The organism is Pristimantibacillus sp. Z349TD_6, assembly GCF_056173205.1.
Genome location: NZ_CM149662.1, coordinates 4,508,966 through 4,535,307 on the forward strand (window position 1 = coordinate 4,508,966; position 26,342 = coordinate 4,535,307).

The window sequence follows — 26,342 nt, forward strand, 5'->3', positions numbered from 1 at the left end:
CACCCACTTGTTGTTTAATGTTATATATGTATTTGTTTGCGTTTACAAAATATAAATAAAGAGGAGGATTACCCTCCTTTTTATCTCGACATCACAAACGAAGCCAACATTCTCGCGCCGAAACCAGTCGCACCGATAGCCTGCTGGCCACTCGCGGAGGATGAATCTTTTGGACCATTCATGTCGATATGTGCCCATTTCAATGAAGGATGGACAAACTTGCGTAAGAACAGTGCCGCTGAAATCGCACCTCCGCCATCACCGCTGCTAATGTTGCAGACATCGGCATATGTGCTATCCAGATACGATTCGTATTCATCTAGGAGTGGCAGCTGCCATACTTTCTCGCCAAACGGCTCACCTGCATTTTTACACACCCCCACCAACTCGTCGTCGCCGAGTATACCTGCAATCTTCGTTCCTAGTGCGCCGACGACAGCGTAAGTTAACGTCGCCATATCGATCGCTTCCACTGCCCCTATTCGATGAGCATGGATCAACGCATCAGCGAGTATGAGTCGGCCTTCCGAATCGGTATTGCCTACTTGAACAGTAAGGCCGTTCGCGTATCTTATCACATCGCTTGGCAGCAAGCTGTTCCCTGATATAACGTTCTCTGCAGTCGGCACCAACACCGCTATGTTGGCAGACGCACCGCTCTTAACGACGATATCCAACGCTCCAAGCACACCTGCCGCTCCGGCCATATCCATCCTCATACTGCTAATATCGTAATCTTTTTTAAGGCTGATTCCCCCGGTGTCGAACGTAATTCCTTTGCCAATTAGAGCTGTAAGCGGTTTTGACGCATCCGTACAATATCGAAGTTCGATAAATGCAGGCGAATATGCACTTCCTTTACCAACCGCTATTACGCCGGCAAAACCTTGCTTCTCCAACTCCTCGCCAGTATAGACATTAATCTCCACACCAGTTCCGGCAAAACGCTCCATCACTTTGTCCGTTAGTACTAACGGGCGCAAATAGTTGGCTGGTTCATTCGCAAGATCGCGCGCCCAGATCGTACCTTCAGCATGAATTTCCCCTTGGCGAATAGCCTCCTGGATCTCCAAACCGGTCTGTCCATCGAAAGAAAGGATCGGGATTTCCAGCTTATCTGACTTCGTCTTATATTTATCGAAGGAATACGTACCCAGTTTCCAACCTTCCACCCATGCCGAGATTGCTTCTGCTTCTTGATCGGATGCTATATTGGCATCCCACAACGCTTGAAAAGAAACATGCACACGACCACATTTCTCTTTGGCTGCTGCTCTTCCCGTATTGCCGGCTGCTTCCCTAATCCGAACAGGGTGAATTAGCGAGGCATTACCCATACCTACGATAACAACATCCGGTTGTCCTAGACGACCATAGAACCACGTTATTGCATCTTTGGCGCCCATATGTGGTCTCAATACCGACACATCGAACAGATGCCGGACTCGCGGCAGATCCAGAATCCGTTCTACATTATGTTCATAAACCGGATAAATTAAGGTTTGTGTATTCTTTTCTGTTTGCTGATCGATACTCACAGGACAACCCTCCTTATTGTTCAAATTCAATACATAGGCTCGCGACGCCAAAAGCCATAACCTCAAAACCTATTTGTGATTCATTAATGAATACTTCCCCTTCAACTAGAGGACGTTCTAACGTATCGACAAAATAAGATTTGCTCACCTTGCGGCATAACTCCAGCTTTACCGAGGATGTGTTTCCTTCGGTTTCATACACGCGAATAATCAAACGATTAACAGCTTGATTGTCCTCAGGCATCTTGATCGCAGAGATGGCAATCGTACCTTCAATTAATTGCAAGAAGCTTTGTGTTGTCGGCCAATCTCCATTACTTGCAGCCGCTGAGATGTATTGGAGCGGAAGATGATAATGGGAGGATTGTTCAATCAATGGCTGGTTTTTAGAAGCATCAACTACACAAATACTTAAACGAATGCGATGAACCCCTGTATTCGGATAAGCATCCGGGCCATAAGAGCCCCGCAGCAGTGTGACGGAAAGTGCTCGATCCGTACCTCGGAAACCATATTTACAATCCGATAGAAGCATAATTGCTCTACCCTTCTCATGGTTCGAAGGAACCCCGAGAGCCCAACTGTTGGCAGGTACGTCTAAGTCGAGTGAAGGTCGTTCAATCGTACCGAAAGCCATATTGTATCGATAGGAATCGCTTTCATAACCAAAAGGCGCATAAAACTGTAACTGCGGCGTAAATTCCTTTTCATTCCCGTACTCATGCCAATCACATTCCACATTGTAATCGAGCCTGCTGCTGCCCTGATCCAGAGATACCGTAACTTGCAATTTCGATCTTCGAAACGGGACGCTGAACGTAATGGATTGCCGCAGGAGCTTGCTGCCTAACTCACTGCTTTCGATTTTGATGCCTTCAGTGAGCTCTTCAATTTTGCGGTATCGACCTACCAGCCATGCATTGCCACCTCCTTGAAAAGTATCCTCCTCGATGAATCGGAATACGCCTGCGGGTCGGCTGCTATCGATAAGCTGCTGTCTATTCTCTTTATTGATTAATGAAATAATCGTAAGCTTTCGCACATCAAGAACTGCCTTTAACAGCTCGTTCTCGAGCACAAACGTATACAGTTCCACAGGCGGAAGGTTTTGACCCGTGAGATAGAAATCATTTGCCGTAAGAGCTGCCATATCTCCTGCTTTTTCCGTCATGATATAGGTGCTGTATCCTAATGCTGGAACTTTTACAGGCAGTAATACACGCAAGAAAAAGTGCCCCCAATGCTCGGCAAATCCACGATCCACAAATTGAAAATCAAGCGGATTTACCTCGTCGTCTTCGAAACCGATGCTTTGGATATTTCCATCCCAATCCCAAATGGTAATCTCGGCTAATTCTTTACGTGCGGTTGGAGCACTGTTGAACACATTAAATATCCGTGTTTTCCCGCGTCCGCGGTCACTTTCACCCGTTCGAAACTGATGCTTTATGCTGACACCGACTCCAGCGCCTGCTCCTTCGGAAAAGCTTTCTTTCAGGTCCTCGCCCTCAACAAGAAAACGTGAGGTATCGATGCGCGCAGCAAGACTACGCATAGCAGCGCTTCGTTTGCTATTAGCCATGGCCGATATTTCTTGGAACGCTCCAAGTGCATGATCACGCGTTTCTGGAATGCCTGTTCCCGGCAATATATCATGAAATTGATTAAATAAAGTTTTTCTCCAAGCTTCTTCTAATTGCTTGCCATAATACTTGGACGAAGTCCAAAGCGCGGACACACTAGACAATGCTTCCGCTTCATACAGCAGGTTCTCCGAAACTCGGTTCGCTTGTTTCAAACGTGCTTCCGAGCTGTAGCACCCTGTAAAAATAAAGTTCAGCTCGTTTTGCACAATCGGGAGTTGATCGGCTATTTGCTCTGTTAACGCGAAGTATTCTGCATACTTTCCGAAGCGAATGGTCGGAAAAATCGGCCATTCCTTCATATCAAGTATGCGCTCTATGTCACGCCGCGTCGGACCGCCGCCATGATCACCTACCCCATATACTTTCATCATCGTATTCAAGCCTGTTTTCTGACAAAACTCCGGCACCGTAAGCACCATTTCACCCTCAATGCGGGAATCGTACCAATGGGGCTCTTTATATGCGATTACCGATCTCCCTGAGGGCGCCATCCAGCGATAGAGGTGATGTCCCTCATGGTTATGACCGCGGCAATAGTAATAATATTTGATGCCCGCGTGATGCAATGTTTCCGGCACATTAAGCGCATGACCGAAAGTGTCCGGCTCAAAATCGATTTGCAAATCATCCAACTGCAATCCGAACAACTGTGTAAGATAGTTTTTGGCATATAAGAACTGCCGAGTCATACTTTCACCGTTTGGCATGTTCTTATCCGCTTCAACCCAAGTTGATGCCGTTACTTCCCATCGTCCTTCTTGTACACGGACTTTTATTTCTTCTAGCATTTCAGGATCATAGGTTTCAACAATATGATAGGCTGCTGCTTGAGAATGGGAAAAGCGAAAATCAGGATACTCCTGCAGCAGATCCAGCATTGTTCGGAACGTGTTAAGAGTCGCGGACACCGTCTCATCCCAGCCCCAAAGAAAATTCATATCCAAGTGGGCATGAGCAGCACAAATCAAATGGTACGACTTCGCTGCTGCTGCCATTTCAGACAACCGCTGTTCTGCACTGCGAACCGTTTGCTCCCCGATTATGCCTTCTTGATCTAATGTATTCAGCAGATCGATAACAACAGGATCGATCAGATCATCATACTGACCTCCCATCACCTTTGAAACGCGATTAGCATATTCCAATTCCGCAACGATGCGTTTGCCCCATTGCCCATCCGACACACGAGTTTTCAGCTTTACGAGATTTGCGTTCATTTTCTCGACTTGTATGATGTCCACTCTCCTAAAACCCGCTTATAGTCTCATACATAAACCATCACTATGAATCATTAGATTCATAGTGTGGTTTCCAGCGTTTCTTTTGTTTCTCCAATTCGATCTGCGATAAATTTCTCTAGCAGCTCTATGTTTGTCGTCCCTGTATTTCCACCATATTCACTTACAGACAGTGCGCCGCAAGCATTTCCATATATCAAACATTCCTCTGGATTTTTCCCTGCCAAATATCCATAAATATAACCGGCATTAAAAGAATCACCCGCTCCAGTCGTGTCGACGACTTGGACGGAGAAGCTCGAACGATAGGACTGCTGCCCGCCTACTGATGTCACCGCACCTTTCGAACCCAATTTGAGCACGATATGGCTGCTGTGTTTAGAAAGAACTTCAAGACTTTCTTCTACCGTTGTACAACCGGTATAGTGTATAGCTTCGGTTTCGTTCATGAAAAAAACGTCGATATCCTTCATTAATTCAAAAATGCCAGGATACCATTCCCCAGTGTCATCCCACCCCATATCAATAGAGGTCGTTACGCCTAGTGCTTTAAGTTTTTTTACGGTTTCCAAAAATTCAGCATGATTGCGGCTTCCCTTATAACAAGTCAAATGAACATGACGTCCTAATAAAACACTATTCATGTCAAGCTGCTGCAAGCTTAGCTCGGCGTTTGACCCTGCATACGTAATAAATGAACGATCATTTTCCGGATTAATTGCAATGGAAATTCCTGTATTGCTGTTGCTCTTTTTAATATATCTGGTATCGATTCCATATCGAGAAAATTGATCTTTTATAAGCTGACCAAATCCGTCGTCACCTAGAACCCCGTTAAAGGCAACCTTCAAACCTAGCTTGGCTGTTGCCAAACTAAACAAAGCTGCCCCTCCGCCGACGTGGATGGTCATATTTTGAACAAATACCTCTTGTCCGGGTGCTGGCAGCTCGTTGCAGCCCTCAACAACTAAATCAATATTCGCGTCTCCAATCACGATGACATCGTAATTTTTCAATGGTGCCTCATCTCCATCTATTTCCGATATGCACTGATGTGCTGTGCTCTCTTATCCTTATGAATCTCTTCTTATGCAGCTTTCACGGACAACTAGTTTATGCTCCAAGATAATATCCTCGGTTGAAGTTTCCTTATTCGTAATCTGTTTCAACAGCGCTGCCATCGTCACTTTGCCCATGTCTTGAATAGGCTGCTCCATTGAGGTTAACCTCGGACGGGCAAGCTCGGTCAGTTGACTTCCGTCAAAGCCCATAATGGAAATATCCTCTGGAACTCGAAGGTTATGATCCCAAATGCAGTTCATCGCTCCAACAGCCATATCATCACTTACGGCAAATACAGCCGTAGGCGTTTGTTTATTGCGAAGAATATCCTTCATTTGCTCGTATCCACTTTTCACTTTATAATCACCGAACCGGATATTTTCATATATGATTTTAATGGAATGGTCTGACAATGCATTTCGATATCCGCTATAACGGTTTTGTCCCGATGTAATATCGCGCATGTCGCCGCCGATAAACCCGATTTCCTCATGGCCAAGCTCAATCAAATATTTTGTCGCATCGTAAGCAGCTTTGTAGTCATCAATAATTACAGAAGCGAACTCCTGGTCCATCGGTTTAACACTAGAAAAAATAACGGGAATGTTCATCTTATGAATCAAAGCACGGATTTCCTCATTAATTTTCTCATGCATAATAATGATGCCTTCTACCCGCATTTCCTGAAACACATTGATATATTTTAATTCTTTATCTATATCCTCGATGATATTGCATACCAAAAGGTTATAATCATTAGTGCTAGCCGCTTCTTCGATGCTGCTTAAAATTGTCGAATAGAAGCTTGAGGTAAGGTCTGGCACAATTACCCCAATGAGATTCGTTTTGTTGCGTACCAAGCTTCGGGCGATATGGCTTGGAGCGTATCCCAATTGATCGATGGCTTGATTCACCTTTTCCTTGAGATCGTCTTTCACATACCTCTCGCCATTTAGCACTCTGGACACAGTCGTAACCGAAACTCCTGCTACCCGGGCCACATCTTTGATTTTTGGTTGCACATTATTCACCCTTCGTGGAAGTATATTTCGTTCATATATTAGAATTATATAAGATATACTTCAACTTCGACAAACTTTCTCATCATTTATTCTTAAGTATCATTCAGCTGAGAGACTAATCCTCATCAACTTAGTTCAATTTCGCTATTTCTATCCTTGTATCGAACTCCCGTTTTCCTTCGAATAACGTAATGATTCTTGCTCCACGATCAAGCTCTCCGTATGTGTTGAAGCCCGTGGCACGTCCATAACACAATCGGATGCCATGAAGCTCTCCTACGTAATCATTATCATGATCATGTCCGGCAAAAGTCCCCATGACATCACCCTGCTCCAGCATTGCCGTGAATAAACCGCTGTTCAATTTCGGACAGCAGACCTCCTCGCCTTTATTGCCTATACATTTGCCTTCCTGCCAGACTTGCTCATATTCTGGAATTGGAATATGGAAAAAAGCGAGTCCAGGCAATGCACTGCCATTCTTCTGAGCAAGCTTATTCGATTCGCTGCAATACCAGTGAACCTGATCTGGATGTATCCATTCATATCCACCAACGGATTCTGGTGCTGAATCCCCGGAATCAAAAAAGTACAGAACAGCCGTATCTTCTTCACTCGCAGAACCCGCAACAGTCAGTACATAATTCCCAACTCCATGGATGTCCTTAGGACCATCCTCAGATAAGTTATTACTATACTCCTTTAAAACTTCATTCAATCGTTGACGCGTAATACCTTTCTCTGAGTCGTGATTGCCATAAATGACAGCGAACGGAATGCCAGACTGGACAACATCCGCAATCGCACGGCGAAATGCTGCTTCTTGATTCTCTGTATCATAGCTGGATATGACATCGCCAGTAAGGACGATCAAATCGGGATTTTGCGACGCAATCAGTTGCTGAACAACAGCTAACGTTTGAACATCCTTATCAGGTTCAATTCCATTCTTGATATGCATATCGGTAAATTGAATGATCGTAAATGTCCCGTCTGATCGGAATCTTAACTTGCTGTGCTCCACCATAACTCCTCCTCGACCTAAAACCTGATTAATCTTCAATAAATAATGGCTGAGAAAAAGCGGAATACCCGCCTTCCAAATAAACGGCTATACGGACGTATTTTTCGTCTCCATTACACTCATATTCAGCTTGCTTGATTCGTCCTGTTGTTTCTTTAAGCACCTGTCCGTCTTTACCGAAAAACGTGACGTATTTGTACATTTTATCAAGCAAATCATTAGAACGAAGATCAACAACAACCTTGTCGCCTTCTACTCTGATCGCATCAAACCCATACCCCGTTGATACATAAAAGTTGCCTTCTTTGATCGCATCAATGATAGCATCGTTCGTATTTGCCTTTGCTCTGACCACGTTCCAAGCGCGCTTTTCTTGTCCATATACATGCGAGTCGTCATTTCCGAAACCCCACACTTTACGACCGGCGGATAGAAGAGCATCCCACTTGTCGAACGCGATATCGTACTCCGGATTGCCGTCTCCGTTATAGACTTCAACCCCAAGATAACGTTCCATCTTAAACATATCTTCTAGTTCCCAAAAATTCGAGAAATACCGATTCGGATGCACGAGCACTGCAAATCCATCGTTTGTCGTTGTTAGATCCACAAAGCGTTGATAGTTCTCAATCGTAAATGCATTGCTGTAGTTTTCCATAATCATTTGCGGCGGTTTCACGAGCAGCATATGTGTTTGCCGACTGCTGACTTCTATGGCTTCGAAAACATTCGGTATCTCTCTTTTGCCTTCGTGTTTCGTAATTTTATCGTGGTCAGAAATACCGAGAAAATCGTATCCACCGTACATTTTGTAAACCGTTTCGAGCGAAAACCAACCATCGCTGTTCGTCGTGTGATTATGAAAGCTTCCTTTAAACCAAGTCCCCGACTCTACGTATGGATTCACTATTTTCATTTTTCCCCCATCCTCTCCTAGGCTGATTTACTCTTTAATCGATCCGATCATAATGCCCTTGGTAAAATAGCGCTGCACAAATGGATAGATAAGAATAATCGGCGTGACGACGATAATGATCGTTGCCATTTTAAGCGAGTTTCCTGTAACCTGCATTTTTTCGATCAAATCGTATCTAAGTCCGGCAGCCTGATTGAGCGTATCCCGCATCGCTTCCGCACTCATCAACATTTCTTGTAGAAGCGTGGACAGCGGGCGCAAAGACGATTTTCGAATATAAAATGCACCAGTGAACCAATCGTTCCAATGGCCAACGGCGTTAAACAAGCCAATAACCGCTATAACCGGCCGACTGAGCGGCATAATAACGCGCAAGAAGATCGAAAAGTCGTTATACCCATCAATTCGCGCCGATTCTTCCAAACTCGGATGAATTTGTTGAAAAAATGTTCGCATTATGATGATGTTCCATACGCTATATAAGCTTGGAATGACGTAAACCCAAATATTATTCGTCAAATGAATGGACTTAAGCAGCATGTAATAGGGAATGATTCCCCCTCCAAACAACATGGTGAAGAAAATGATCATCATGATGTATTTCCCGCCAGGCAAGGTTTTGCTCTTTAATGCATAAGCTGCTGCTGCAGTCAGAAAAACACTTGAGATCGTTCCTACGACCGTTCGGAAGACTGAAATCCCAAAAGCAGTTGTAATATTGGACGTTTCAAACGCTTTTTGGAAGTTTTCCAAGGACCAAATCCTCGGCCAGAAGTAAATGCCGCCTCTTTCCGCGTCTTTACCGGGATTAAAAGCAAGTGCAAAAATATTAAAAAAAGGTAGAATGATCGATAAACACAGCGCGATTAGAAGCAAGTAGTTAATGACTCTGAAAATTCTTTCACCCGTGCTGAGCTTATAAAATTCGTTTCCCACTTTCTCCCTCCTCCGTTGAAGGAAAGGCGTTTTTACCCAGCTGCGGATAAAATCGCCTTACCTCTTCCACTAATTTTCTGCTTCTAAATGTTGAACCTATTCTCTAATCGTTCAGGTTTACGTCCGTTTTTGGATCGGCATCTTTTTCTGCGAGAAGCTTCAAATAATCGTCCAATCCTGCTGATTTCAATTGTTTCAAGTTGCTTTCCAACATTTTCTTAGCTTCATCAAGACTCTTGCCGTAATAAGCGCGGATCAAAGTTTCATTGTAAGCATCCAAAGCCGCTTTAAGTTCTGAAGATCTGTCGAATTCACCGAGGAACGCAGTAGGTACGTAGCTGTCAACGATCTTCGCATTTTTGTACTTTTCCTCAAAGTTCCAATATTCGATTAGTTTTAGAGCACCGTTATTGTCTTCTTTTTTCAATTTGTCGCCATACTGCATTTCCCCGAAATCAGCCAAGTTATCGGTGTCCGTGCCGCCTAGAATATCGCCCCATGAGTTGCCGACGCCTTGGAATCCGAGCTTTTTCGCTTCGTTCGGATCTGTTGCTTTCAGATCCAACACTTCTTGTTTCACAAGTGGAAAACCGTCTGCGCCGAGCGTATAATCGCGGCCCTCCAAACCGTATTTCCAAATAAGTTTTCCTTCCTTACTAGCTAAGTAGTCCGCAAATTTAACAATCTCTTGCGGGTTTTTCGTAGTAGTCGGGATCGCCCAAGCGCTGTAGCCGGACTTAAAGCTAACCTGCATTTGGTAAGGGCCGTCTACGTTGTTAATTGGTCCAAGCGGGAGGTAATGCATATCTTGGTTGAACTCTTGATAGTTGTGGGCATCACCGATAATCGCCCATGAGCCATTCAAAGCGCCCTCTGTTGCGCGGCTTTCGTCAATTGTAAAGTACTCGGGATGAATAAGTTTTTCTTTAAGCAGCTTTTGGAAATACTCTACTTTTTTCATCGGATATTCGGTTTCTGCTTCATGAAGGATTTGACCGTCTTTCGATTTTTTGATGCGTTGGTCGTCTTCGCCCCACTGCAGATCCTTGAAAGCAGCTGAAACATCTTTACCACCCCAAAAAGATGGACCGATTGGAATTACTGGACTGCCATTGTTGTCTTTGAAGTTACCCGCTTTAATTTTCTTAGCCAGCTCATACACTTCATCCGACGTCTTGATTGTGCGCGGGTCGATTCCTAGTGAGTCAGCAATATCTTTACGGATATAAGCGCCGCCTACGTATTTGTTAGATAGATAACCGCCTTGTCGATTGATATTCATATGAACGAAGTAAGAAGAGCCGTTAAACTCAGGACGGAACATTACGCCGTATTTCGTATCAAGCGGCAAATAGTCATCTTGCAAATATTTGCTGTACACTTTCGTATCTTTCATTAGCGGAGTCAAATCAGTGAACATACCTTCGCGTGCCGCTTTCAAGACAACGGGCATTTCCGGTCTACCACTGTTATTGAGGTAGAAAGCAACGAAATCCGGCAAGTCGTTTGCAGCGATGCCTGCAATCAAGCCATCGATGGATTTTTCGGCTTTCATGATTTCAATTTCAAAGTCGATCCCCGTTTGCTCCTTTATCTTCGCTTTAATTTCCGGGTTCATATCTTCTGTGTAATCGTCGGTCCCCATGAATACAAGACCTTTGATTTTACGGTCAGCAATCCATGTAGCCGGTTTCCCTTCCGTTGTAGGTGAAACCCCATCTGTGCCGCCAGGAGCAGGTGTTTCATTATTGTTCTTGTTGCCATTCGAGCAGCCGGCGATCAGAAGCGCTGTCACCAAAGGTATTGCGAAATACTTTGCCCATTTCTTACTCATGCGATTGTTCCCCTTTTCTAAAATGATTTTATGAAACACGCCAGAAGACGTCTCCCACCAAGTGGATGGTCATGCAAACCTTTTCGCATAGCAACTATGGTAACGTTATCAGAATGAGCTACCATAAGGATGTTTCAGAAACCTTTCGCGAAACTCGGTTCGCGAATACAACCAAGATCAATCCAATTAATCCTTGCAGCATGCCAACGGCTGTCGCGTATCCGTACTGACCGCCTTGCAAGCCCACTCGGATAATGTAAGTGTCCAAAATATCAGAGAGCGGTGCATTACCCGGTGTTTTGAGCAAATAAATCTGGTCGAACCCAGCGGATAATATACTGCCCAGAGACAATATAAAGAGGATTACAATTGTCGGTGTGATGGACGGCAGCGTAATATTCCAAACCTCTCGGAATTTGCTTGCCCCATCAATTTTAGCCGCTTCGTACATTTCGGGATTAATTCCTGAGATCGCTGCGACATAGATGATCGAATCCCAACCAATAGACTTCCATACATGGCTTCCGAACATAATCTGGTAGAAGTAATCCGAATCCATCATAAAAAATGTACTTCCGTCGCCGCCCATATTCGTGATTACCTGATTCAACAAGCCAGTATCGGGAGCGAGTATACGTTGAACTAAGCCGATGACGACAACCCACGAGAGGAAGTGCGGCAAATACAGTAAGCTCTGAGAAACATTTTTGAACCATTTTGAGCGAACTTCATTAAACATAAGTGCAAGAATAATCGGAAACGGCAAGTATAGAAACAATTTCATACAACTTATGATGAGTGTGTTTTTAATCAACTCTCCGCTTTGATAGGAATTAAAAAATTGCTTGAAATAATCAAGGCCAACCCATGGGCTTCCTAAGATGCCCTCATTGAACTTGTATTCCTTGAAGGCTAACAACAAGCCGGCCATCGGAATATAGTTGAAAATGATGAAGAATACAACACATGGCAACAACATGAAATATAAATATTTGTGAGCCAACATTTTTCTCCATAAAGCGATGCCACTGTTTTTCCGCTTCATTGGTACGGTCATTTGCTTCATAAGTTGAAAGTCACCTTCTTTCTGATTACTGTCTGGAAGCGATACCATATAAAATTTCAAATACATAAATTTTAACCAATCACCCTCTTATCCGAATAATAATTTTGCATCCTAAACCGATTGTATTAACAAAAACTTGTTTATTAAACCATTATTTGTTATCTATAGGTAAATATTTTGTTAAGATTCATTCACTCATTGGTATCAAGAGCTGCAACAAAATTCACCTTCTTCCATGTTGACTATGAGCGTCTTAATCTGAAACTGCTTTTTCTGGAAGCGATACCATGAAGATTAAAATAAAGTGCGCCTCTTTAAGTAAGCGCTTACCATGAACGGATTATACCAAACTTTTTTTCACTTGGCTACAGTTAATTTCATTCTTTTTTTAGTGCGATTAGATCTATGGGTGCACGGGTAGTAATGGCGTCAACTTTCATCCTCAGAAACCATTCCATTGCTGAGCGAAAGTTCACTGTATAAACCCATACCTTTAAACCTAAAGCGTGCGCTCGAATTACGATAGGTGGAAGACAAGTAAAGCCATTCATATTGAGCCCTGCGTATCCAGCTTGCTTAGCTTCCCTGCAAACAGCCTCCGCGAAGTCGCCATATCGCTCCATTTGTTCCAAAGACAAATCGTCCGGTGTATTCAGCATGACTTGAATATCCGGGTATCTTATCGTAATGTTATCGGAACATCCCGTAATGAAAACCCGATTTTGCGCTTCAAACTGGTGAATTAGCCTAACCGTCGGTTCAATAGCATCTACCGTTTTTATATCCAAATTCATTTTGATTCCTAGCGAAGCCGAAAGTTGAAGCACTTGTTCCAACGTCGCAATTTCATGATCTTTATAAATCGGATCGAGCAGCGGCCGTATATCCGGATTATTCAACTGTTCGAAGGTGTGTGAGTGAAGATAAGGTGAATCATCATGCAAAAGGATAGCAATACCATCTTGGGTTATGCGCACATCGACTTCTACGATATCTGCACCGAATTTAATGCCTTCTTCAAATGATGCCATTGTGTTATCTGGATAAACACCACATCCCGTATGGGCTGCTACCATCGTGTTATGCATGCCATGTCTCCTCTTTCTAAAATTAAAATGATTCCGCTTTCAAATTAGGCCGAGACGCCTTCCGTTTCTAAGCTTACTACCCCATCCATATGAGCTAACGCTGCGATAGATACCTCATAGTTTTTTATTTTCTTTAATTTCAACTGAATGCGAATCGTTAAATGTCGATCACTTAGCCGCTCCTCCTCTTCGTCGTTGTTTATCGTGAGCTTGCTGATTTGCAGTCCACTTTGATTCAAGTGCATCAAAACAAGATTTAGACCAGCTGATGTTTTATCCATTTTTATTAACAACTCGCGTACTTTTTTCGTTCGGGAGAAAAGTTTCTCAACCTTGTTCAATAAAAACAAACTCACCACCACCAAGAAGGTCGCTATGACAGCGCCGTAGTAAAATCCTGCACCTGCAGAAAGTCCAATTGCTGCCGATACCCACAATGAGGCTGCCGTAGTCAATCCGGAAACACCAAACCCATTTCGCATAATGGTACCCGCGCCGAGAAAACCGACGCCACTGATTACTTGAGCTGCCAACCGAGCTGGATCTAAACGAACATTCGGTTCTGCGGCGAAATCAGAAAATCCATACATGGATAACAATACAATGACTGCCGAACCAAGACAAACCAAAATGTGCGTCCGGAAACCCGCGGAATGTCCGCCAAGCTCACGTTCTAGACCAATCAAACCGCCAAGTACTAAAGCCAATAATAGTCGTAGCGTCATCTCAAATAAACTAATTTGCCATACAGTCGGATCATATTGGAGATCCATCGTGTTCCACTTCACCTCCTATGCGCTGGTATCGATATTAGTTTTGAATAACCACTCATTATTTGGTAGCTGGTTAAATGGTATTATTTACACTACAAGATTTCCATCTTTTTCTCAACAGATTTTTCTCAGGCTTACCGAAGCGTTTGATAAGTGCCCTAAAATAATTCAATGACGAATCATCAATCTACTACTTGCATTTTTTTACATCTCTATCTGTCAGCAAATGTAACACCACCCGTAAAACTATGCCAGTCTTCTATTTCAACTGCTGGTTTCCTAGCGAGCGATATAAAAAAAGAATGGATTTGGGCTGTTTCCCGTCCATCCACTCTTTTATTGTTCGTGTGCTATACCTGCAGAGTAGCAGTAATTGGATAATGATCTGATGGGTATTTGCCATCGTACTTGCCCTTGTCGACATTCGCTGACACGATCCGAATATTCGGCGTAACGAATATATAATCGATCGGTTCACCTTCTTCGCCGCCCTCAAAACCATGATAAGTGCAGCCAGGATGTATATCAGAATTGGTGTATGTATGATGCAGCCCTGCTTGGATCAGAGTTTGAATCGTTTTGGTTTCCGGTTCACAATTGAAATCACCTGTTAGAATCGCCGATGCTCCACTGGTAATATTCATCTTATCCAAGATGAGCATAGCTCCATTTATTCTTGCTTCCTCGCTTATGTGATCCAGATGTGTATTCAGAATCAAATATTCCTGCCCGTCGGTTTGCCCCAGCCTCACCCAAGTGCAAATGCGCGGACAAGCAGTATTCCAGCTTTGAAAGCCAAGCTGCTCCGGACGTTCAGACAATCCGAATGTACCGCTTTCGACTGGCTTAAGCCTATCTTTCTGGAAGAAAATCGCGCAAAACTCACCCTCTTCGCCGCCGAGTCTGCCCTCCCCGATCCATTCATATTCGGGAAGCAGCGCATTCAAGCTCTCCAGCATGGGGAAGCTTCCTTCTTGCGTGCATACAACGGCAGATCCAGACGCTTTAATCGCTTCTGCAGCCGCTTCTACACGGTTAGGCCAAGCATTTTCCCCATCCTCAGCGACATGGATACGAAGATTAAATGACATAATTGATAATTCCATAATGATCCCTCCTAACATGAGTGTAAGATAAGCATATGGCGAGTTGACGGGATAATCAACCCTTGGTTAATGTGACATTCTATCTATAATAAAACGTCATTTCCCAAAAGAAATGCGCAATAAAGCTTTCATGACGCCGCTTTACAGGTTTATCTTTTTGCTAATATAGAGCCATTTATTATAATAAATCCATTGGTATTAAAGGGTTAGGAATGCAAGACAGCTATTCAAACGATTTTGTTGGCGACCTTTTAGGCTGTACATAAATTGGAATGGCTCTGCTTAGAATAACTCCTTAAATAACAGAATTGACAAAAAGCTTCTTCCGGAATAGAATAAACACATAGTTAATGTTAAGTAATCTAACATGAACTTCTCTTGTATAAGCTCATAAATTGGTGTGAGCGTCTCGACCAGGCAACCGTAAATTGCCCCAGGCTACAAGAGGCCGTTAGTGAAGATACTCTAATTTTTTTATTTCAGAAAAATTAGATCTATTTCACTACGCGCCTCTTCAGCCTGGGGTTTTATTGCGTTTAGCCTAATCATTCATTCTAAAGGAGCGATTGTGTATGAATAAGTCAAACTCGCATGTTGAATCCGCATTGCAATACCCTCGTGATTGTACATTTACTCTAAATGATTGGAATGTTCTTTCTCAGTTCTGGTATCCTGTGGCCATTGCTGAAGAAGTAACAAATAAACCAGTTGCTGTGAAGCTGCTTGATGTAAAGCTCGTTTGTTACCGCAGCAGCCAGGGCAAAGTCGTAATGGCTCGTGATCTCTGCTTTCACCGTGGAGCACCTCTGAGCAAGGGTTGGATTGAAAACGATGAAATCGTATGTCCTTACCATGGTTTTCGATATAACTGCGAAGGGATATGCACTGCCGTTCCAGCCCATTCTGACTCCAAAATATCGCCCAAACTCAAATTAATCATGTATCCGGTTATTGAGAGATATGGGCTGATCTGGACATCTTTAGCCGCTGTAGACGAACAAATTCCGCCGTTCTCTGGGTGGGACGATCCGGATTTTATTAATATATTACCTCCAAGCTTTGATATTGCCGGTTCGGCAGGACGCCAAATGGAAGGATTTTTAGATGTTTCACATTTTGCATACGTGCATACGGAGACGTTCGGAGACCGCAATAACACAGAAGTCCCACAATACAAAGTAACGCGCGACGGGAATCAGCTTCAGGCAGACTATTGGAGCACCGTCAGCAATTACGGTAAAGGCCAAGATAATCCCGCTCCTGAAGGATTCATGTGGCTTCGCGCGTTTCGTGTATTTGCACCTTTCGCGGCCTCACTAACTGTACATTTCCCAAATGACGGCAAGCTCATGATTTTGAACTGCGCATCTCCAGTCTCAGCACGTTACACTCGTTTATTTTGTCCAATCTCACGGAATTTTGATAAAGATCTTCCGATTGAAGATACGATTAAATTTAATTTGCAAGTTTTTCAGGAAGATCGAGAAATGGTTGAATCCCAAACACCAGAAGATCTACCACTCGATTTGATGGCCGAAGCCCATATTCCAGCTGATCGCACTTCAATTGCCTATAGGCAGTTGCTTACACAACTTGGCCTTGGAAGAACCTACACATCTTAAAAAATATGTTTACAGCTGATTTCTAAACAAATCCTTGAAAAGAAAGATCACCAAGTTACCAACAAAAGGCTGCCGATATGCTCGGCAGCCTTTGTAGTTACTCTGTAGTTTCAACTATATTTTCCATACCTACAGTTAATCAACGGTTAATAATTGCTCAATAAAACCGCCAATTTCCAGCTTCCTGTCCACAAAATGAATTTCCAAAATCCAATCGCGAGGCTTACCATTCGAATCCGGATTTCTCATAGGAATATGATTATCAGGATGAATATAGTTTTCAACGGATTCTCCCTGTATTACTTCATGAGGGAATTCACCAATAAGGTGACCCGCATGCGGCCCTCCAAACTCCCATCCGTATTTTAAAGCTAAATGACTCACATAGGTATAAAGTTCACTGCCTGTAATCGCAGATTGAGACTGAAAATAGGCCTTCCCTTCATCCCAGGCCTCAACAATATCATTTTTCAGTTTTATTTTTGCTGGATCATCTCCTAGGACGAAGGTTCTTCCGAAATCAGCTTCCCAATCTTCAAAAATTGGGCCGAAATCCAGAAATATAATATCATCTTTGGAAACAATCAGATCAGGCGGGTTTTCTCTATATGGAAACAACGTGTTTTTGCCAGCTCGCACGATTCGTTTATGCCAGTATTTCTTGATACCAAACATCTCGAATGCCAATTGATAGATTTCACGATTTATTTGCTTTTCAGTCACATCAGGACGAATAACTCCTTGATCTTCGATCGCCTTGAATAGTTGTTCCGCCTTGCTTTCAGCCTCTCGTAGCGAGGCATGCCGTTTACTTATAGATTGATCCATCTCTCATTCTCCTCTCTATTTTATAAACCTTCTGAAGAAAGAGTACTTACCATATCTTCTCAAAATAATTCTAACGTTTTATTGCATCAATTCCAAATGAAATTAGAATCAATCATTCAATTCGTAAACAGATTAAAAAATAGTCGGTACCATTCCCCCATCCATACGGATTGGAGAACCTTTAAATGCGGATGCATAAGGACTGCATACAAATGCAACTAGTCTACCTATTTCAATAGGTTTGATAAATCGCTGTATTTCAGATTGAGGCAGGTTTGTAGTCATAAAATCTTTCTCTTTTTCTGAAAAAGTCATATCTTCATTTGAGTATATGCCCTCAATGATTTGATGCACATTTTCAGAGAGTGTTGGTCCTGGCAGGATCGTATTGACTGTAACTTCTGTTCCAACTGTTAATTTGGATAAACTTTTGGACAATGATAATAGCATTGATTTTGTCATGCAATACTGAGGCATTTGTCCTGAAGGCATAATTGCTTCCTCACTCGCAATAAAGATAATGCGGCCGTAATCATTTTTCAACATTTTAGGTAAATAAAATTTAGATAATCCATTTGCTGCAAGAACGTTCGTACGGAAGTATTTTTCCCAAATCTCATCGTCAACGTCTTCATATTTCATCATTTCATAGATGCCCATACTATTTACTAATATATCAATATTGGGGTATTTTTCGAATAAAGCTTCTCTTTGCACAATATCCACAATATCGGCTGTAGCATTTTGAGGTGAAGTAGCCGGGAAATCTGATTTGATTTCATTTACAGTTTGTTCCACATCTTCGTAATTTCGGCCATTAATGAGTACATGGACACCTTCTTTAGCAAGTTCAATAGCAATTGCTTTACCTATACCCTTCGTTGATCCTGTAACTAAAGCTGTTTTATTTTTCAATCCCATATCCATATTAAATTTCTCCCTTTTCATTTACTTATTCATTCACGACAAGCTGATTAATAGTCATGATTAAAACAGTCTTGTAATGAGGATAGTGATAATATTACCTTGTCTGAATGGGATAGTAACTAGCATATCGCGCCAATGTACTCGTTTAACACGCCAAATAAAAAAACGCAATAAAGAATAGCTCTCAATAAATTTATATGGTTGGGAATTCTATATAATCGACAATTCTAGCCGTCATTCTGCTAACGGGTTTGTACCTAAATGTTCCGTACGCCAATTTGTAGGAGTCTCACCTTCCCAAAGTCGGAAGGCACGGTAGAATGAATTTTGGTCTTCATATCCAATCAAAAAAGCGACTTCCTTAATATCAAGCGAGGGATCTGCCAAGTACTCTAGTGCCTGCTCATGTCTAGCTTGTGTTAAAACATGCTTAAAACTCGTGTTTTCGTCGGTAAGCCGGCGCTGCATGGTACGATTGCTCATACCGAGTTCCTTCGCGACAATTCGAATATCGGGACGCCCTCCAGTAAGGCTGCGTTTTAGAATCCATTTGGCCATTTCAGTAATAGAGCGGCTGCTATGCTGTTCATAGAGGGATCGGTCTAAAACAGGAGTCAGAATCTCCAGCAACTCTTCGTTGTACGTGACAAAAGGACGATCCAAATCGCTTCGATGCAGCGTCAAACGGTTACATTTTGCATCCATTCGGATGGGGCAGCCAAAATAAGCTTCAAGAGCTTGTACATCGCCCATTGATTGTGAAAATTCGACAACCCGCGCTTTAAGCGGTTGACCTGTTCCCCGGCGCCCTAACTCCAGAAGGAATGCCAAAGTGATCCCCACCAGCAGCGGCGGGCCTGCTTGTTCCGTATGCAGCCATTCCAGTTCGATTGTACAATGCTCTCCCTCCTCAGTAATACGCAGGCTTTCGGGTGGGCACATTTGTTTGTACCGAGCCATTCGGTTTAAAGCGTCACGATAGTCGCGAGCGTAGTAAGTAGCTAAGACGGTCGGTGGATATTGCGCTGTTTCATAGATGGTCGCAAGCTTGATAATTCCATCCGCAGTGTCGCCAATGAGATCGGAATAAGCCTGCCAGATCGCGAAATATTGAGCGGTGGTGACTACTGGTTCAGTAACAATAGTGAGCGGCAATCGTGCTTTACGAGCTACGTCATGAGGGGCAATTCCTAATTGACGTAGTCCTATCCAAAATCCTGACGGGATTTTAATACGGTCAGCGGTATGAGACTTCAAACATAAGGACCTCCTCTATCTATTTTTATATATTCATTAATATTAGTTGTGATTTGATGCCTGCCTTTTGCCAAATACAGCGAATATTAAGTACTCATAAGAATAGTCTTAAGTTCGGTAAAGTGTCAAAATAAACGTAATAAGCTGCACTAAACTGCCCATTAGTTTAACAAGAAAATAGCCATAATAACCAGCAACCATCAACAATGAGTCGGTTGATCCATTTATCCGAAACTGAGGCATTTTCATAATTATGAATCACTTATTTTTTTAAATTTCAATCCAACAAACAAGCAATGTTATCTTAATTTAACATAATCGGACGAGGACAATTGTATAAACCATTCACTTCTTTGAAATTGATATAATTTCCACAATCCTTTTCAGAATTTGCATAATGAAACATTAACTGTGAGATCATAATCAACGTGTTCAGGTTGTTTAGAAACGATAAAGGAGTGATTGTTTTGTACTATTACAAAGAAGAACTAATCAATGTAATTAAACCAGATAAACCAGATCCAGCAGCTGCAAAAGTTCTTCAGGAAGCGTTAGGCGGCCAATTCGGTGAAATGCGAACCATGATGCAATATTTTTTCCAAAGCTCTAATTTCAGAGGCAAAGACAAACAATTTCGCGATCTATTGAGAGGGGTTTTTTTAGAAGAAATTGCTCATGTCGAGCTCGTTCAGAGTACGATCAATCAACTACTTAATGAATCTGGACTAAATAATCCCGGAGATGCTGGAATTGATAAAGCTCCGATTGACGAGGCGGTTAAACACGGAAACCCCCACCACTATATTATGGGAGCTAAAAGTTCTTTACCTATAGATGCGGGCGGAAATCCATGGAATGCATCGTGGGTTTATAGTCATGGCAATCTTGTTGCAGACATGTTAAACAATGTCGTACTTGAGTCTACTGGTGTTCTGCAGAAAACACGGATTTATGAGATGAGCTCAAATCAAACATTCAGAGAAACGTTAGGATTTCTCATTGTCCGTGATAATGCGCATCAGAACGCTTTTGCCAAAGCACTTGAAACACTTGGCGTTGATTGGGGGAAAGTGTTTCCAGTACCGAACTATGATATCAACAAATATCCTGAGTGCAGAAAGTTCGTAGATATGGGCTATCACAACATGCAATTTAATTTCCGCTTAGATGAAACATTAATTTCTAATATTTTTCAAGGTGAAAGCCCAAGCAGGAATAGTGGAACACTATCTGTAACTCCTCCTCCTCAGGGGTTTCCAGTTCCAGAGCTTCCTGATATGCCAAATGAGCATAGCCCAGGAGTTGCAGATTTACTTAGATAATAAGTTTAAGTTACAACGGTTTTGGGGAAAGGTTAATCCATTTCTTACAATTAGCACTTCTCGACTCTTGAGGCTTATCAGAAAAGTATCCTAAGTGTTAATAAATGCGTTTAATGCAAATAAAACATGATGAGCAAAGTTTGAAATCGCTTTTATCAAAAAAACCACATGGAGTTGTTGCTCTCCATGTGGTCAATCATGTTATAGTCTTTCTCTTTAAATAAACTCCTATATACTTCTGTAGAAAGGGAATAAATAGTTTTACTGCCGCCTCTAGGTTCTAATACTCGCGTGAGAATTCGTGACCAATACCCTAATAAAACGAAAACCCAGCATAAGGTAGCTGGGTCTTATTTATAAATTTCTCTCTTTTATATCGTTTACAATCACTAACGCTTCGCGTAAATTCTCCACGATCCCATCGTCATTATATTTCTCCACTAATTCTGCTACAAATAACATATCATTCGAAGCCCCGTAATCATTTACCGTGTGTGCTAACGCCTCATATACGACAGGTCCAAGGGCGTGGCTATCGAAGCGGGTTATAAACGTTCCGTCATTCGAAATAATTCGCTCTAGGCGCTCGCTTGCCTCTTCAAGTGATAAAGTCGGTGCGGGTTTGCTTGCGAATGCGTCGGGCATATAGGTTTTAAAGGCGATTCCACCAATAATGAACACGGTTAGAATAATAGCGATTACATCACGTTTTAAGCCCGTAATCATAGAAACCTACCTCCTAAAAGTCTGAAACGCTTTCGCACCTCACTTACATATATTGCAGGAAATTCCGGCTTTTCTTGTAATAATCAAGACTTTACTTTCCTCCTTTTGTTATCTGTGCAATCGTTGATCTTTATATTCTTAAACTACTTAAATTGCTTACCTGTAAATTTAAATCCATTACTTCCTGCCTTATTTTTTCAAGTTTATTGTACAGCTCTTCGAATTTTGGATCAGTGATTTCTAAGGAAAACGCCTCCTTTTCTGCTTGCTTTAATTCCTTGTCTTTCTGCTCAATAGCTCTCAATAGAAAATCCATATTTAGTTTGGTCACGTTTCATTTCTCCTTTAAACGTAGAATCAACTTCAATCCCGTTAGTTCAAAAACTCTATTAAGACCAAATTAGTAGACATACCCAGATAGCCCCCCAAAAAGTAATGATGTAATAATAGTCAATTGAGTACTGTTTTCTTTATTAACAAGAGCACGGAATGTACTTAAGAAAAACAACATAAATAAAAAAGCCAATATAGCAAATAAAAAAGCCATTAGTTTTTCCCCCTAACTTTGAAACTAGTAAAAAGTTATCCGACTCTTTGGCATAAACTCTCGATTGTTACATAATACGGATTCACCATTCAATAATTGTATGTATAAGCACTTCCCAAATTATAATACCACATATTGGAATCTACTAGACCAATTATACAATTCTTATTACGCATGACTGTCTATTAGCTTAATAAAATGAGCAGGCCGCCGCAGCGCCTGCTCATCAATGTTTTATTCAAGTTTTGCTACAAATTCTCGTACGTCTTTCCGTGACTTTAAAATGATTATTTTCTTTTCATTCGATAACCTTTGCAGTTTTTCTGTTATCTTCGGCTTTTGTTTGTCTGGGTATTCCCAGACCCATTTCAAAAATTCCAAACTGACCCTTTCTTCGCAACCTTCTGCCATATCCATTCTCTTCTTGTTGCGGTACTGGAACCTTCTCTTCAACACGCGAACAATGCAGATCCATCTTGATAGGTCAACAAATATGATTGTATCAGCCGCTTGTAACCTAATATCTAAAGTGCCTCCATAATTACCATCAATAATCCAACTATCATGACTTATGAGCTCCTCTTGAACAACTTTTTGCTCGTTTTTAGACGTGCTAATCCAACCCGGTTTCCAAAAAATTGAATCCAAATGATGAACTTTAATCGATAATATTTTGCCCAGCTTGCTAGCCAACGTTGATTTGCCTGAACCTCCAGAACCAATAAGTGCAATTTTTTTCATATTGGCCCCCCATCAATGATTCTTATAAACTGATTGTTCCTTAAAAGATAGTTTTAGTCATCACGCCAACCTGACTTTTTTCTATTATAATGTAGCCTTGTGTTGACAAATCCCATTCATTCTCAAAAAAAACCATCCCGAAGGATGGTCCATACTTATGATGAGCACTATAAGGTTTGGATTAGAGTGGAGTGTCCTATCCTAGACCTTTCGCTTTTTAATATAACATACATTTGTATCTCTCTATTTCATTCTATCGTCGTTGTTAACATAAAAGCCACCGAGATTGTTTTATTATTTATAATAAGGTTTAGCGATAAGCGATTGCTCCCGCTCCCTTCTCCAATCACGGTCTTCTTATACGGCTCCACTAGTAAGGAGTCCTATTATGAAGTCCCATGTGGTTCTGCGTCGAACATACAGGAAGCGCCGATAAAGGTATGGTGCAGCGCATTGTCGAGGGCTTCGACTTTAATACCGAGTGGTGAAAGCTTGCGAATGAGGCCTTCTCCGAACAAATCGAAGCTTTTGGCGATCTGGCCTCCGATCATGAGACGGTCAGCCTTAAAATCTATTAGGAATGGCAGTAGAAATTGCCCCAATTCATACCCGAATGCCCGGAACAGCTCGCTCATGCGATTCTCGCCCTTCCGGACAAGCTCCGCAAGATCCTTCACATCCATGCCATCATGCAGACAGCCGGCATCCCGGAATAGCTTAAGAATTCCTCTCCGTGAAAAGCATTCATCCGCAGCCACGCCTTGATGAGGTAGGTTATATAAATAGCCATCTTGCGGTACGTGATCACCTTCGGTGACAAGAGTTCTGCAATCAATAAAAGCTGAACCAATGCCGGTCCCAAGCGTAATAGCCAGTATTCGCTCATTTGGATAGAGCTTGCCGGTTCCCAAACCAAACAATCTGCCATCATTCTGGAACCGGATGTCCAAGAAATCTGTATTCTTCCCGAAGCTGTTTGCACGCAATGCTTGCATGAGCTTTTCTTTCACGTTTACACCGTAAAGCGATTCGAATTTATCCAGTTCACGAATCCAGCTCACGCCGTTTTCATAATCAAATGGTCCAGGAAAGGACATGCCGATGCCGATGGCTTCGGGTGAGAATGAATGCGGAAACCGCTTGTATTTCTCAAGCAAGTCTAATAGGATAGCTGCCAATCCGCCAATGATGACTTCTTCCGATCCCTTGGCATTTGCAGCATAATGAGAGATCGTGCCTTCCTTTACTTCCCCGCGTTCTACTACGCATCCCTTGACATAGGTTCCACCCACATCCAAAGCAAATATGAGATCAGCGTTCAATCAGGCTCACGTTCCATTCCGGAGATACTCCCGCTTTAATCAGTTTGCACGGCGTTTCCGTCAAGTTTACGATTTTGTAAGCACCGAATACGGAAGGTAAAATATAAGATTCTGCGTAGTTCAACTCGACGAATATTGATTCATCCGCAATGGATACGATGCGTACGCTATCTCCCTCCACAAGATTGTACATAACAAACTCGCCGTCCGTCTGGTCTAGCCATTCCGTCTGCAGATGGATCCGTCTTACGTAAAACAGTAGATCGTCTCGTTGACCGAGCAAATACTCTTCGTTGCCGCCTTGGCTCTGCAGCAGCTGCGGCTCAGGGATGAGGTTTTGCTTAACCCATGATGTCGTTTTGTCGTAATCGATATTACGGAAGCCGTGATCCGCGTTGATCGGACGCGGTTTGCCATCTAGGTCCTTACGCAAATAATCGTAGAGCTTGAACGTAAACCACCAAGTCGTAGATGAGACTTCAAGCACAAGATTATCGATGCCTGAAGCATGAACGGTTCCCGGCGGAATGAGGAACAAATCCCCTTTGTTTGAATCAAATTCGTTGACATATTCAGTGAATTCCATCGGTACGCCTGTTTCCTGTGCCTGCAAAACGGCGTTTTGGAAATTCTCTCTCTCCGTTCCCTCCGTAAGGCCGAGGTAAACCTTGGCATCCTTTTTCTGTTCCATGATGTAATAAGATTCCTGCTGTGTCATAAACTCGTTGAAATGTTCACGCACGTAGTCCTGCTTCGGATGCACTTGGCAAGATAGTTTGTCCCCGTTCATCGTATCAAGATAATCGAACCTTACAGGAAAATAATCGCCGAACAACGACACCGGTCGTTCGCCCATGATAGCTTTATATTCAAGGGCCATGACGATCAGGAATGGTACTTCGATCACGTCGCCTCCATATCCAATCAGAATAGAATTCTCTGGTGCGATCGGCTCGAAGCTCCATGCACAGTTCACCCACTCCTTAGGAAGGTCGGCCATGTCTTTCAAATATTGTCCACCCCAAATACCAGGGGCGAAAAACGGCTTGACGCGAAGCGGACTTTGGGCCACGCTTCGGATCATTGCTTCAAGGTCAGAGATGGTCAAGAATACAGGCTCTTCCGGCTTGTTCATGTCCAAGTAGAGATCGATGTTCTGGAAAATACGTTTACGGTACGTTTCCAGTATCGGCCATTCCACGAAATAACTAATTTTATACTTTTCGACGGAATCGCGGTTCCATGACATACCGAAATTGAGCAGTTGCTTTTTATGCTGGATTTGCTGATATTCCCTAGAAACATCCAGAAATAAGACAGTGCCGCTCCGCTCTCCCGCAAGCCAATAAGCGCCTGGGCCGAACACGATAAACGCCGTTCTCCCATTTTGTGCTTTCAATCGCTTCGCGAGCGTTTCTCTTGCGTCCAATACGAAATAAGTCTCGATTTCATCTTCAGTCACGTAACCGAACGCTCTATTTTCTGTGATGTTGCGGTCGAATTTCTCACGCAGCGTTTCGCCGGATTTCAAGTAACCTGCCGTGCTTTGAACGTTCAAGCTCCATCCTTGCTTTTCGATTGCAGAAGCAGCATGCTGTATGAATGACTGGAAGTCAGCGCCGTGCGCTCCGTCCACGATAATAAGCGCTGGGGTGTCCGTCTTCTCGTCCAAGCTCGCTTTTAATAGCTCCGTCAAGGCTTCGTACCCTTTTGAGATTGGCTGCTCCGAGAATGGCTGCCTGACTGGATTTATAGGATATTTATTAAACATGGATCATACCTCCTTCAATAATCGCCGCCA

22 protein-coding genes and 1 riboswitch are annotated in these 26,342 nt (G+C 42.7%); of the genes, 2 read left to right on the top strand and 20 right to left on the bottom strand.

Annotated elements, in window-relative coordinates; translation table 11 throughout:
- Nucleotides 1-80 precede the first annotated feature (80 nt).
- The 12 genes from AC0VYE_RS19680 to AC0VYE_RS19735 all read right to left on the bottom strand — a co-directional run bounded on the left by AC0VYE_RS19680 (nucleotide 81) and on the right by AC0VYE_RS19735 (nucleotide 15,249).
- Nucleotides 81-1,538, bottom strand: coding sequence for a leucyl aminopeptidase family protein (locus AC0VYE_RS19680; RefSeq protein ID WP_475442656.1), 1,458 nt, complete (start codon nucleotides 1,536-1,538; stop codon nucleotides 81-83).
- Between the two features lie 13 nt (nucleotides 1,539-1,551).
- Nucleotides 1,552-4,425 carry an alpha-mannosidase gene (locus tag AC0VYE_RS19685; protein ID WP_475442657.1) on the bottom strand — a complete coding sequence of 958 codons (2,874 nt, stop codon included), beginning with the start codon at nucleotides 4,423-4,425 and terminating at the stop codon, nucleotides 1,552-1,554.
- A 56-nt stretch (nucleotides 4,426-4,481) separates the two neighbouring features.
- Complete coding sequence (locus AC0VYE_RS19690; RefSeq protein ID WP_475442658.1) at nucleotides 4,482-5,438, bottom strand: carbohydrate kinase family protein; 957 nt, start codon at nucleotides 5,436-5,438, stop codon at nucleotides 4,482-4,484.
- Nucleotides 5,439-5,495: 57 nt separating this feature from the next.
- Nucleotides 5,496-6,506 (bottom strand): LacI family DNA-binding transcriptional regulator, encoded by a 1,011-nt coding sequence (locus AC0VYE_RS19695; protein WP_339203046.1) that lies wholly within the window; start codon nucleotides 6,504-6,506, stop codon nucleotides 5,496-5,498.
- A gap of 130 nt (nucleotides 6,507-6,636) precedes the next feature.
- Nucleotides 6,637-7,533 carry a metallophosphoesterase family protein gene (locus AC0VYE_RS19700; RefSeq protein ID WP_475442659.1) on the bottom strand — a complete coding sequence of 299 codons (897 nt, stop codon included), beginning with the start codon at nucleotides 7,531-7,533 and terminating at the stop codon, nucleotides 6,637-6,639.
- A 25-nt stretch (nucleotides 7,534-7,558) separates the two neighbouring features.
- Complete coding sequence (locus tag AC0VYE_RS19705; RefSeq protein WP_475442660.1) at nucleotides 7,559-8,446, bottom strand: CehA/McbA family metallohydrolase domain-containing protein; 888 nt, start codon at nucleotides 8,444-8,446, stop codon at nucleotides 7,559-7,561.
- Nucleotides 8,447-8,473: 27 nt separating this feature from the next.
- The gene (locus AC0VYE_RS19710) at nucleotides 8,474-9,382 is read right to left on the bottom strand and encodes a carbohydrate ABC transporter permease (RefSeq protein WP_076265569.1); all 909 of its coding nucleotides are present in this window, start codon (nucleotides 9,380-9,382) and stop codon (nucleotides 8,474-8,476) included.
- Between the two features lie 103 nt (nucleotides 9,383-9,485).
- Nucleotides 9,486-11,216 (bottom strand): extracellular solute-binding protein, encoded by a 1,731-nt coding sequence (locus AC0VYE_RS19715; protein ID WP_076265568.1) that lies wholly within the window; start codon nucleotides 11,214-11,216, stop codon nucleotides 9,486-9,488.
- Between the two features lie 118 nt (nucleotides 11,217-11,334).
- Nucleotides 11,335-12,282: an ABC transporter permease gene (locus tag AC0VYE_RS19720; protein ID WP_076266080.1), complete on the bottom strand. Its 948-nt coding sequence runs from the start codon at nucleotides 12,280-12,282 to the stop codon at nucleotides 11,335-11,337.
- Between the two features lie 377 nt (nucleotides 12,283-12,659).
- On the bottom strand, nucleotides 12,660-13,370 hold the full coding sequence (locus AC0VYE_RS19725; protein WP_475442661.1) for a glycerophosphodiester phosphodiesterase: 711 nt from the start codon (nucleotides 13,368-13,370) through the stop codon (nucleotides 12,660-12,662).
- 44 nt (nucleotides 13,371-13,414) lie between these two features.
- Nucleotides 13,415-14,143, bottom strand: coding sequence for an MgtC/SapB family protein (locus AC0VYE_RS19730; RefSeq protein ID WP_076265566.1), 729 nt, complete (start codon nucleotides 14,141-14,143; stop codon nucleotides 13,415-13,417).
- Between the two features lie 350 nt (nucleotides 14,144-14,493).
- The gene (locus tag AC0VYE_RS19735) at nucleotides 14,494-15,249 is read right to left on the bottom strand and encodes an endonuclease/exonuclease/phosphatase family protein (protein WP_475442662.1); all 756 of its coding nucleotides are present in this window, start codon (nucleotides 15,247-15,249) and stop codon (nucleotides 14,494-14,496) included.
- Between the two features lie 358 nt (nucleotides 15,250-15,607).
- Nucleotides 15,608-15,710: riboswitch (purine riboswitch) on the top strand.
- Between the two features lie 111 nt (nucleotides 15,711-15,821).
- Between AC0VYE_RS19735 and AC0VYE_RS19740 the strand changes: the two genes are divergently transcribed.
- Nucleotides 15,822-16,871: a Rieske 2Fe-2S domain-containing protein gene (locus tag AC0VYE_RS19740; protein ID WP_475442663.1), complete on the top strand. Its 1,050-nt coding sequence runs from the start codon at nucleotides 15,822-15,824 to the stop codon at nucleotides 16,869-16,871.
- A 135-nt stretch (nucleotides 16,872-17,006) separates the two neighbouring features.
- Here AC0VYE_RS19740 and AC0VYE_RS19745 read toward each other — a convergent pair whose 3' ends face one another.
- From AC0VYE_RS19745 to AC0VYE_RS19755, 3 genes are all read right to left on the bottom strand, one after another.
- Nucleotides 17,007-17,699, bottom strand: a complete 693-nt coding sequence (locus AC0VYE_RS19745) for a M24 family metallopeptidase (protein ID WP_475442664.1) — start codon at nucleotides 17,697-17,699, stop codon at nucleotides 17,007-17,009.
- A 132-nt stretch (nucleotides 17,700-17,831) separates the two neighbouring features.
- On the bottom strand, nucleotides 17,832-18,626 hold the full coding sequence (locus tag AC0VYE_RS19750; RefSeq protein WP_076265562.1) for an SDR family NAD(P)-dependent oxidoreductase: 795 nt from the start codon (nucleotides 18,624-18,626) through the stop codon (nucleotides 17,832-17,834).
- 234 nt (nucleotides 18,627-18,860) lie between these two features.
- Complete coding sequence (locus AC0VYE_RS19755; protein ID WP_475442665.1) at nucleotides 18,861-19,883, bottom strand: AraC family transcriptional regulator; 1,023 nt, start codon at nucleotides 19,881-19,883, stop codon at nucleotides 18,861-18,863.
- Between the two features lie 467 nt (nucleotides 19,884-20,350).
- Here AC0VYE_RS19755 and AC0VYE_RS19760 point away from each other — a divergent pair, with 467 nt between their 5' ends.
- Nucleotides 20,351-21,205, top strand: coding sequence for a manganese catalase family protein (locus AC0VYE_RS19760; RefSeq protein WP_372238943.1), 855 nt, complete (start codon nucleotides 20,351-20,353; stop codon nucleotides 21,203-21,205).
- A gap of 354 nt (nucleotides 21,206-21,559) precedes the next feature.
- Here AC0VYE_RS19760 and AC0VYE_RS19765 read toward each other — a convergent pair whose 3' ends face one another.
- The 5 genes from AC0VYE_RS19765 to AC0VYE_RS19785 form a co-directional block, all read right to left on the bottom strand.
- Nucleotides 21,560-21,931, bottom strand: a complete 372-nt coding sequence (locus AC0VYE_RS19765) for a hypothetical protein (RefSeq protein ID WP_475442666.1) — start codon at nucleotides 21,929-21,931, stop codon at nucleotides 21,560-21,562.
- 130 nt (nucleotides 21,932-22,061) lie between these two features.
- Nucleotides 22,062-22,262 carry a hypothetical protein gene (locus AC0VYE_RS19770; RefSeq protein ID WP_475442667.1) on the bottom strand — a complete coding sequence of 67 codons (201 nt, stop codon included), beginning with the start codon at nucleotides 22,260-22,262 and terminating at the stop codon, nucleotides 22,062-22,064.
- Between the two features lie 450 nt (nucleotides 22,263-22,712).
- Nucleotides 22,713-23,219 (bottom strand): DNA topology modulation protein, encoded by a 507-nt coding sequence (locus AC0VYE_RS19775; protein WP_475442668.1) that lies wholly within the window; start codon nucleotides 23,217-23,219, stop codon nucleotides 22,713-22,715.
- A gap of 386 nt (nucleotides 23,220-23,605) precedes the next feature.
- Nucleotides 23,606-24,541, bottom strand: a complete 936-nt coding sequence (locus AC0VYE_RS19780; RefSeq protein WP_475442669.1) for an ROK family protein — start codon at nucleotides 24,539-24,541, stop codon at nucleotides 23,606-23,608.
- Nucleotides 24,531-26,312 (bottom strand): class I mannose-6-phosphate isomerase, encoded by a 1,782-nt coding sequence (locus AC0VYE_RS19785; protein ID WP_475442670.1) that lies wholly within the window; start codon nucleotides 26,310-26,312, stop codon nucleotides 24,531-24,533. The genes AC0VYE_RS19780 and AC0VYE_RS19785 overlap by 11 nt, the downstream gene beginning before the upstream one ends.
- Nucleotides 26,313-26,342: the final 30 nt, after the last annotated feature.

What these genes read in the sequence shown, in the direction of transcription:
- AC0VYE_RS19720 (WP_076266080.1), bottom strand. Translation starts at nt 12,282, where the DNA reads ATGAAGCAAATGACCGTACCAATGAAGCGGAAAAACAGTGGCATCGCT.
- AC0VYE_RS19765 (WP_475442666.1), bottom strand. Translation starts at nt 21,931, where the DNA reads ATGATTACGGGCTTAAAACGTGATGTAATCGCTATTATTCTAACCGTG.
- AC0VYE_RS19715 (WP_076265568.1), bottom strand. Translation starts at nt 11,216, where the DNA reads ATGAGTAAGAAATGGGCAAAGTATTTCGCAATACCTTTGGTGACAGCG.
- AC0VYE_RS19775 (WP_475442668.1), bottom strand. Translation starts at nt 23,219, where the DNA reads ATGAAAAAAATTGCACTTATTGGTTCTGGAGGTTCAGGCAAATCAACG.
- AC0VYE_RS19725 (WP_475442661.1), bottom strand. Translation starts at nt 13,370, where the DNA reads ATGCATAACACGATGGTAGCAGCCCATACGGGATGTGGTGTTTATCCA.
- AC0VYE_RS19735 (WP_475442662.1), bottom strand. Translation starts at nt 15,249, where the DNA reads ATGGAATTATCAATTATGTCATTTAATCTTCGTATCCATGTCGCTGAG.
- AC0VYE_RS19730 (WP_076265566.1), bottom strand. Translation starts at nt 14,143, where the DNA reads ATGGATCTCCAATATGATCCGACTGTATGGCAAATTAGTTTATTTGAG.
- AC0VYE_RS19740 (WP_475442663.1), top strand. Translation starts at nt 15,822, where the DNA reads ATGAATAAGTCAAACTCGCATGTTGAATCCGCATTGCAATACCCTCGT.
- AC0VYE_RS19705 (WP_475442660.1), bottom strand. Translation starts at nt 8,446, where the DNA reads ATGAAAATAGTGAATCCATACGTAGAGTCGGGGACTTGGTTTAAAGGA.
- AC0VYE_RS19785 (WP_475442670.1), bottom strand. Translation starts at nt 26,312, where the DNA reads ATGTTTAATAAATATCCTATAAATCCAGTCAGGCAGCCATTCTCGGAG.
- AC0VYE_RS19700 (WP_475442659.1), bottom strand. Translation starts at nt 7,533, where the DNA reads ATGGTGGAGCACAGCAAGTTAAGATTCCGATCAGACGGGACATTTACG.
- AC0VYE_RS19750 (WP_076265562.1), bottom strand. Translation starts at nt 18,626, where the DNA reads ATGGATATGGGATTGAAAAATAAAACAGCTTTAGTTACAGGATCAACG.
- AC0VYE_RS19745 (WP_475442664.1), bottom strand. Translation starts at nt 17,699, where the DNA reads ATGGATCAATCTATAAGTAAACGGCATGCCTCGCTACGAGAGGCTGAA.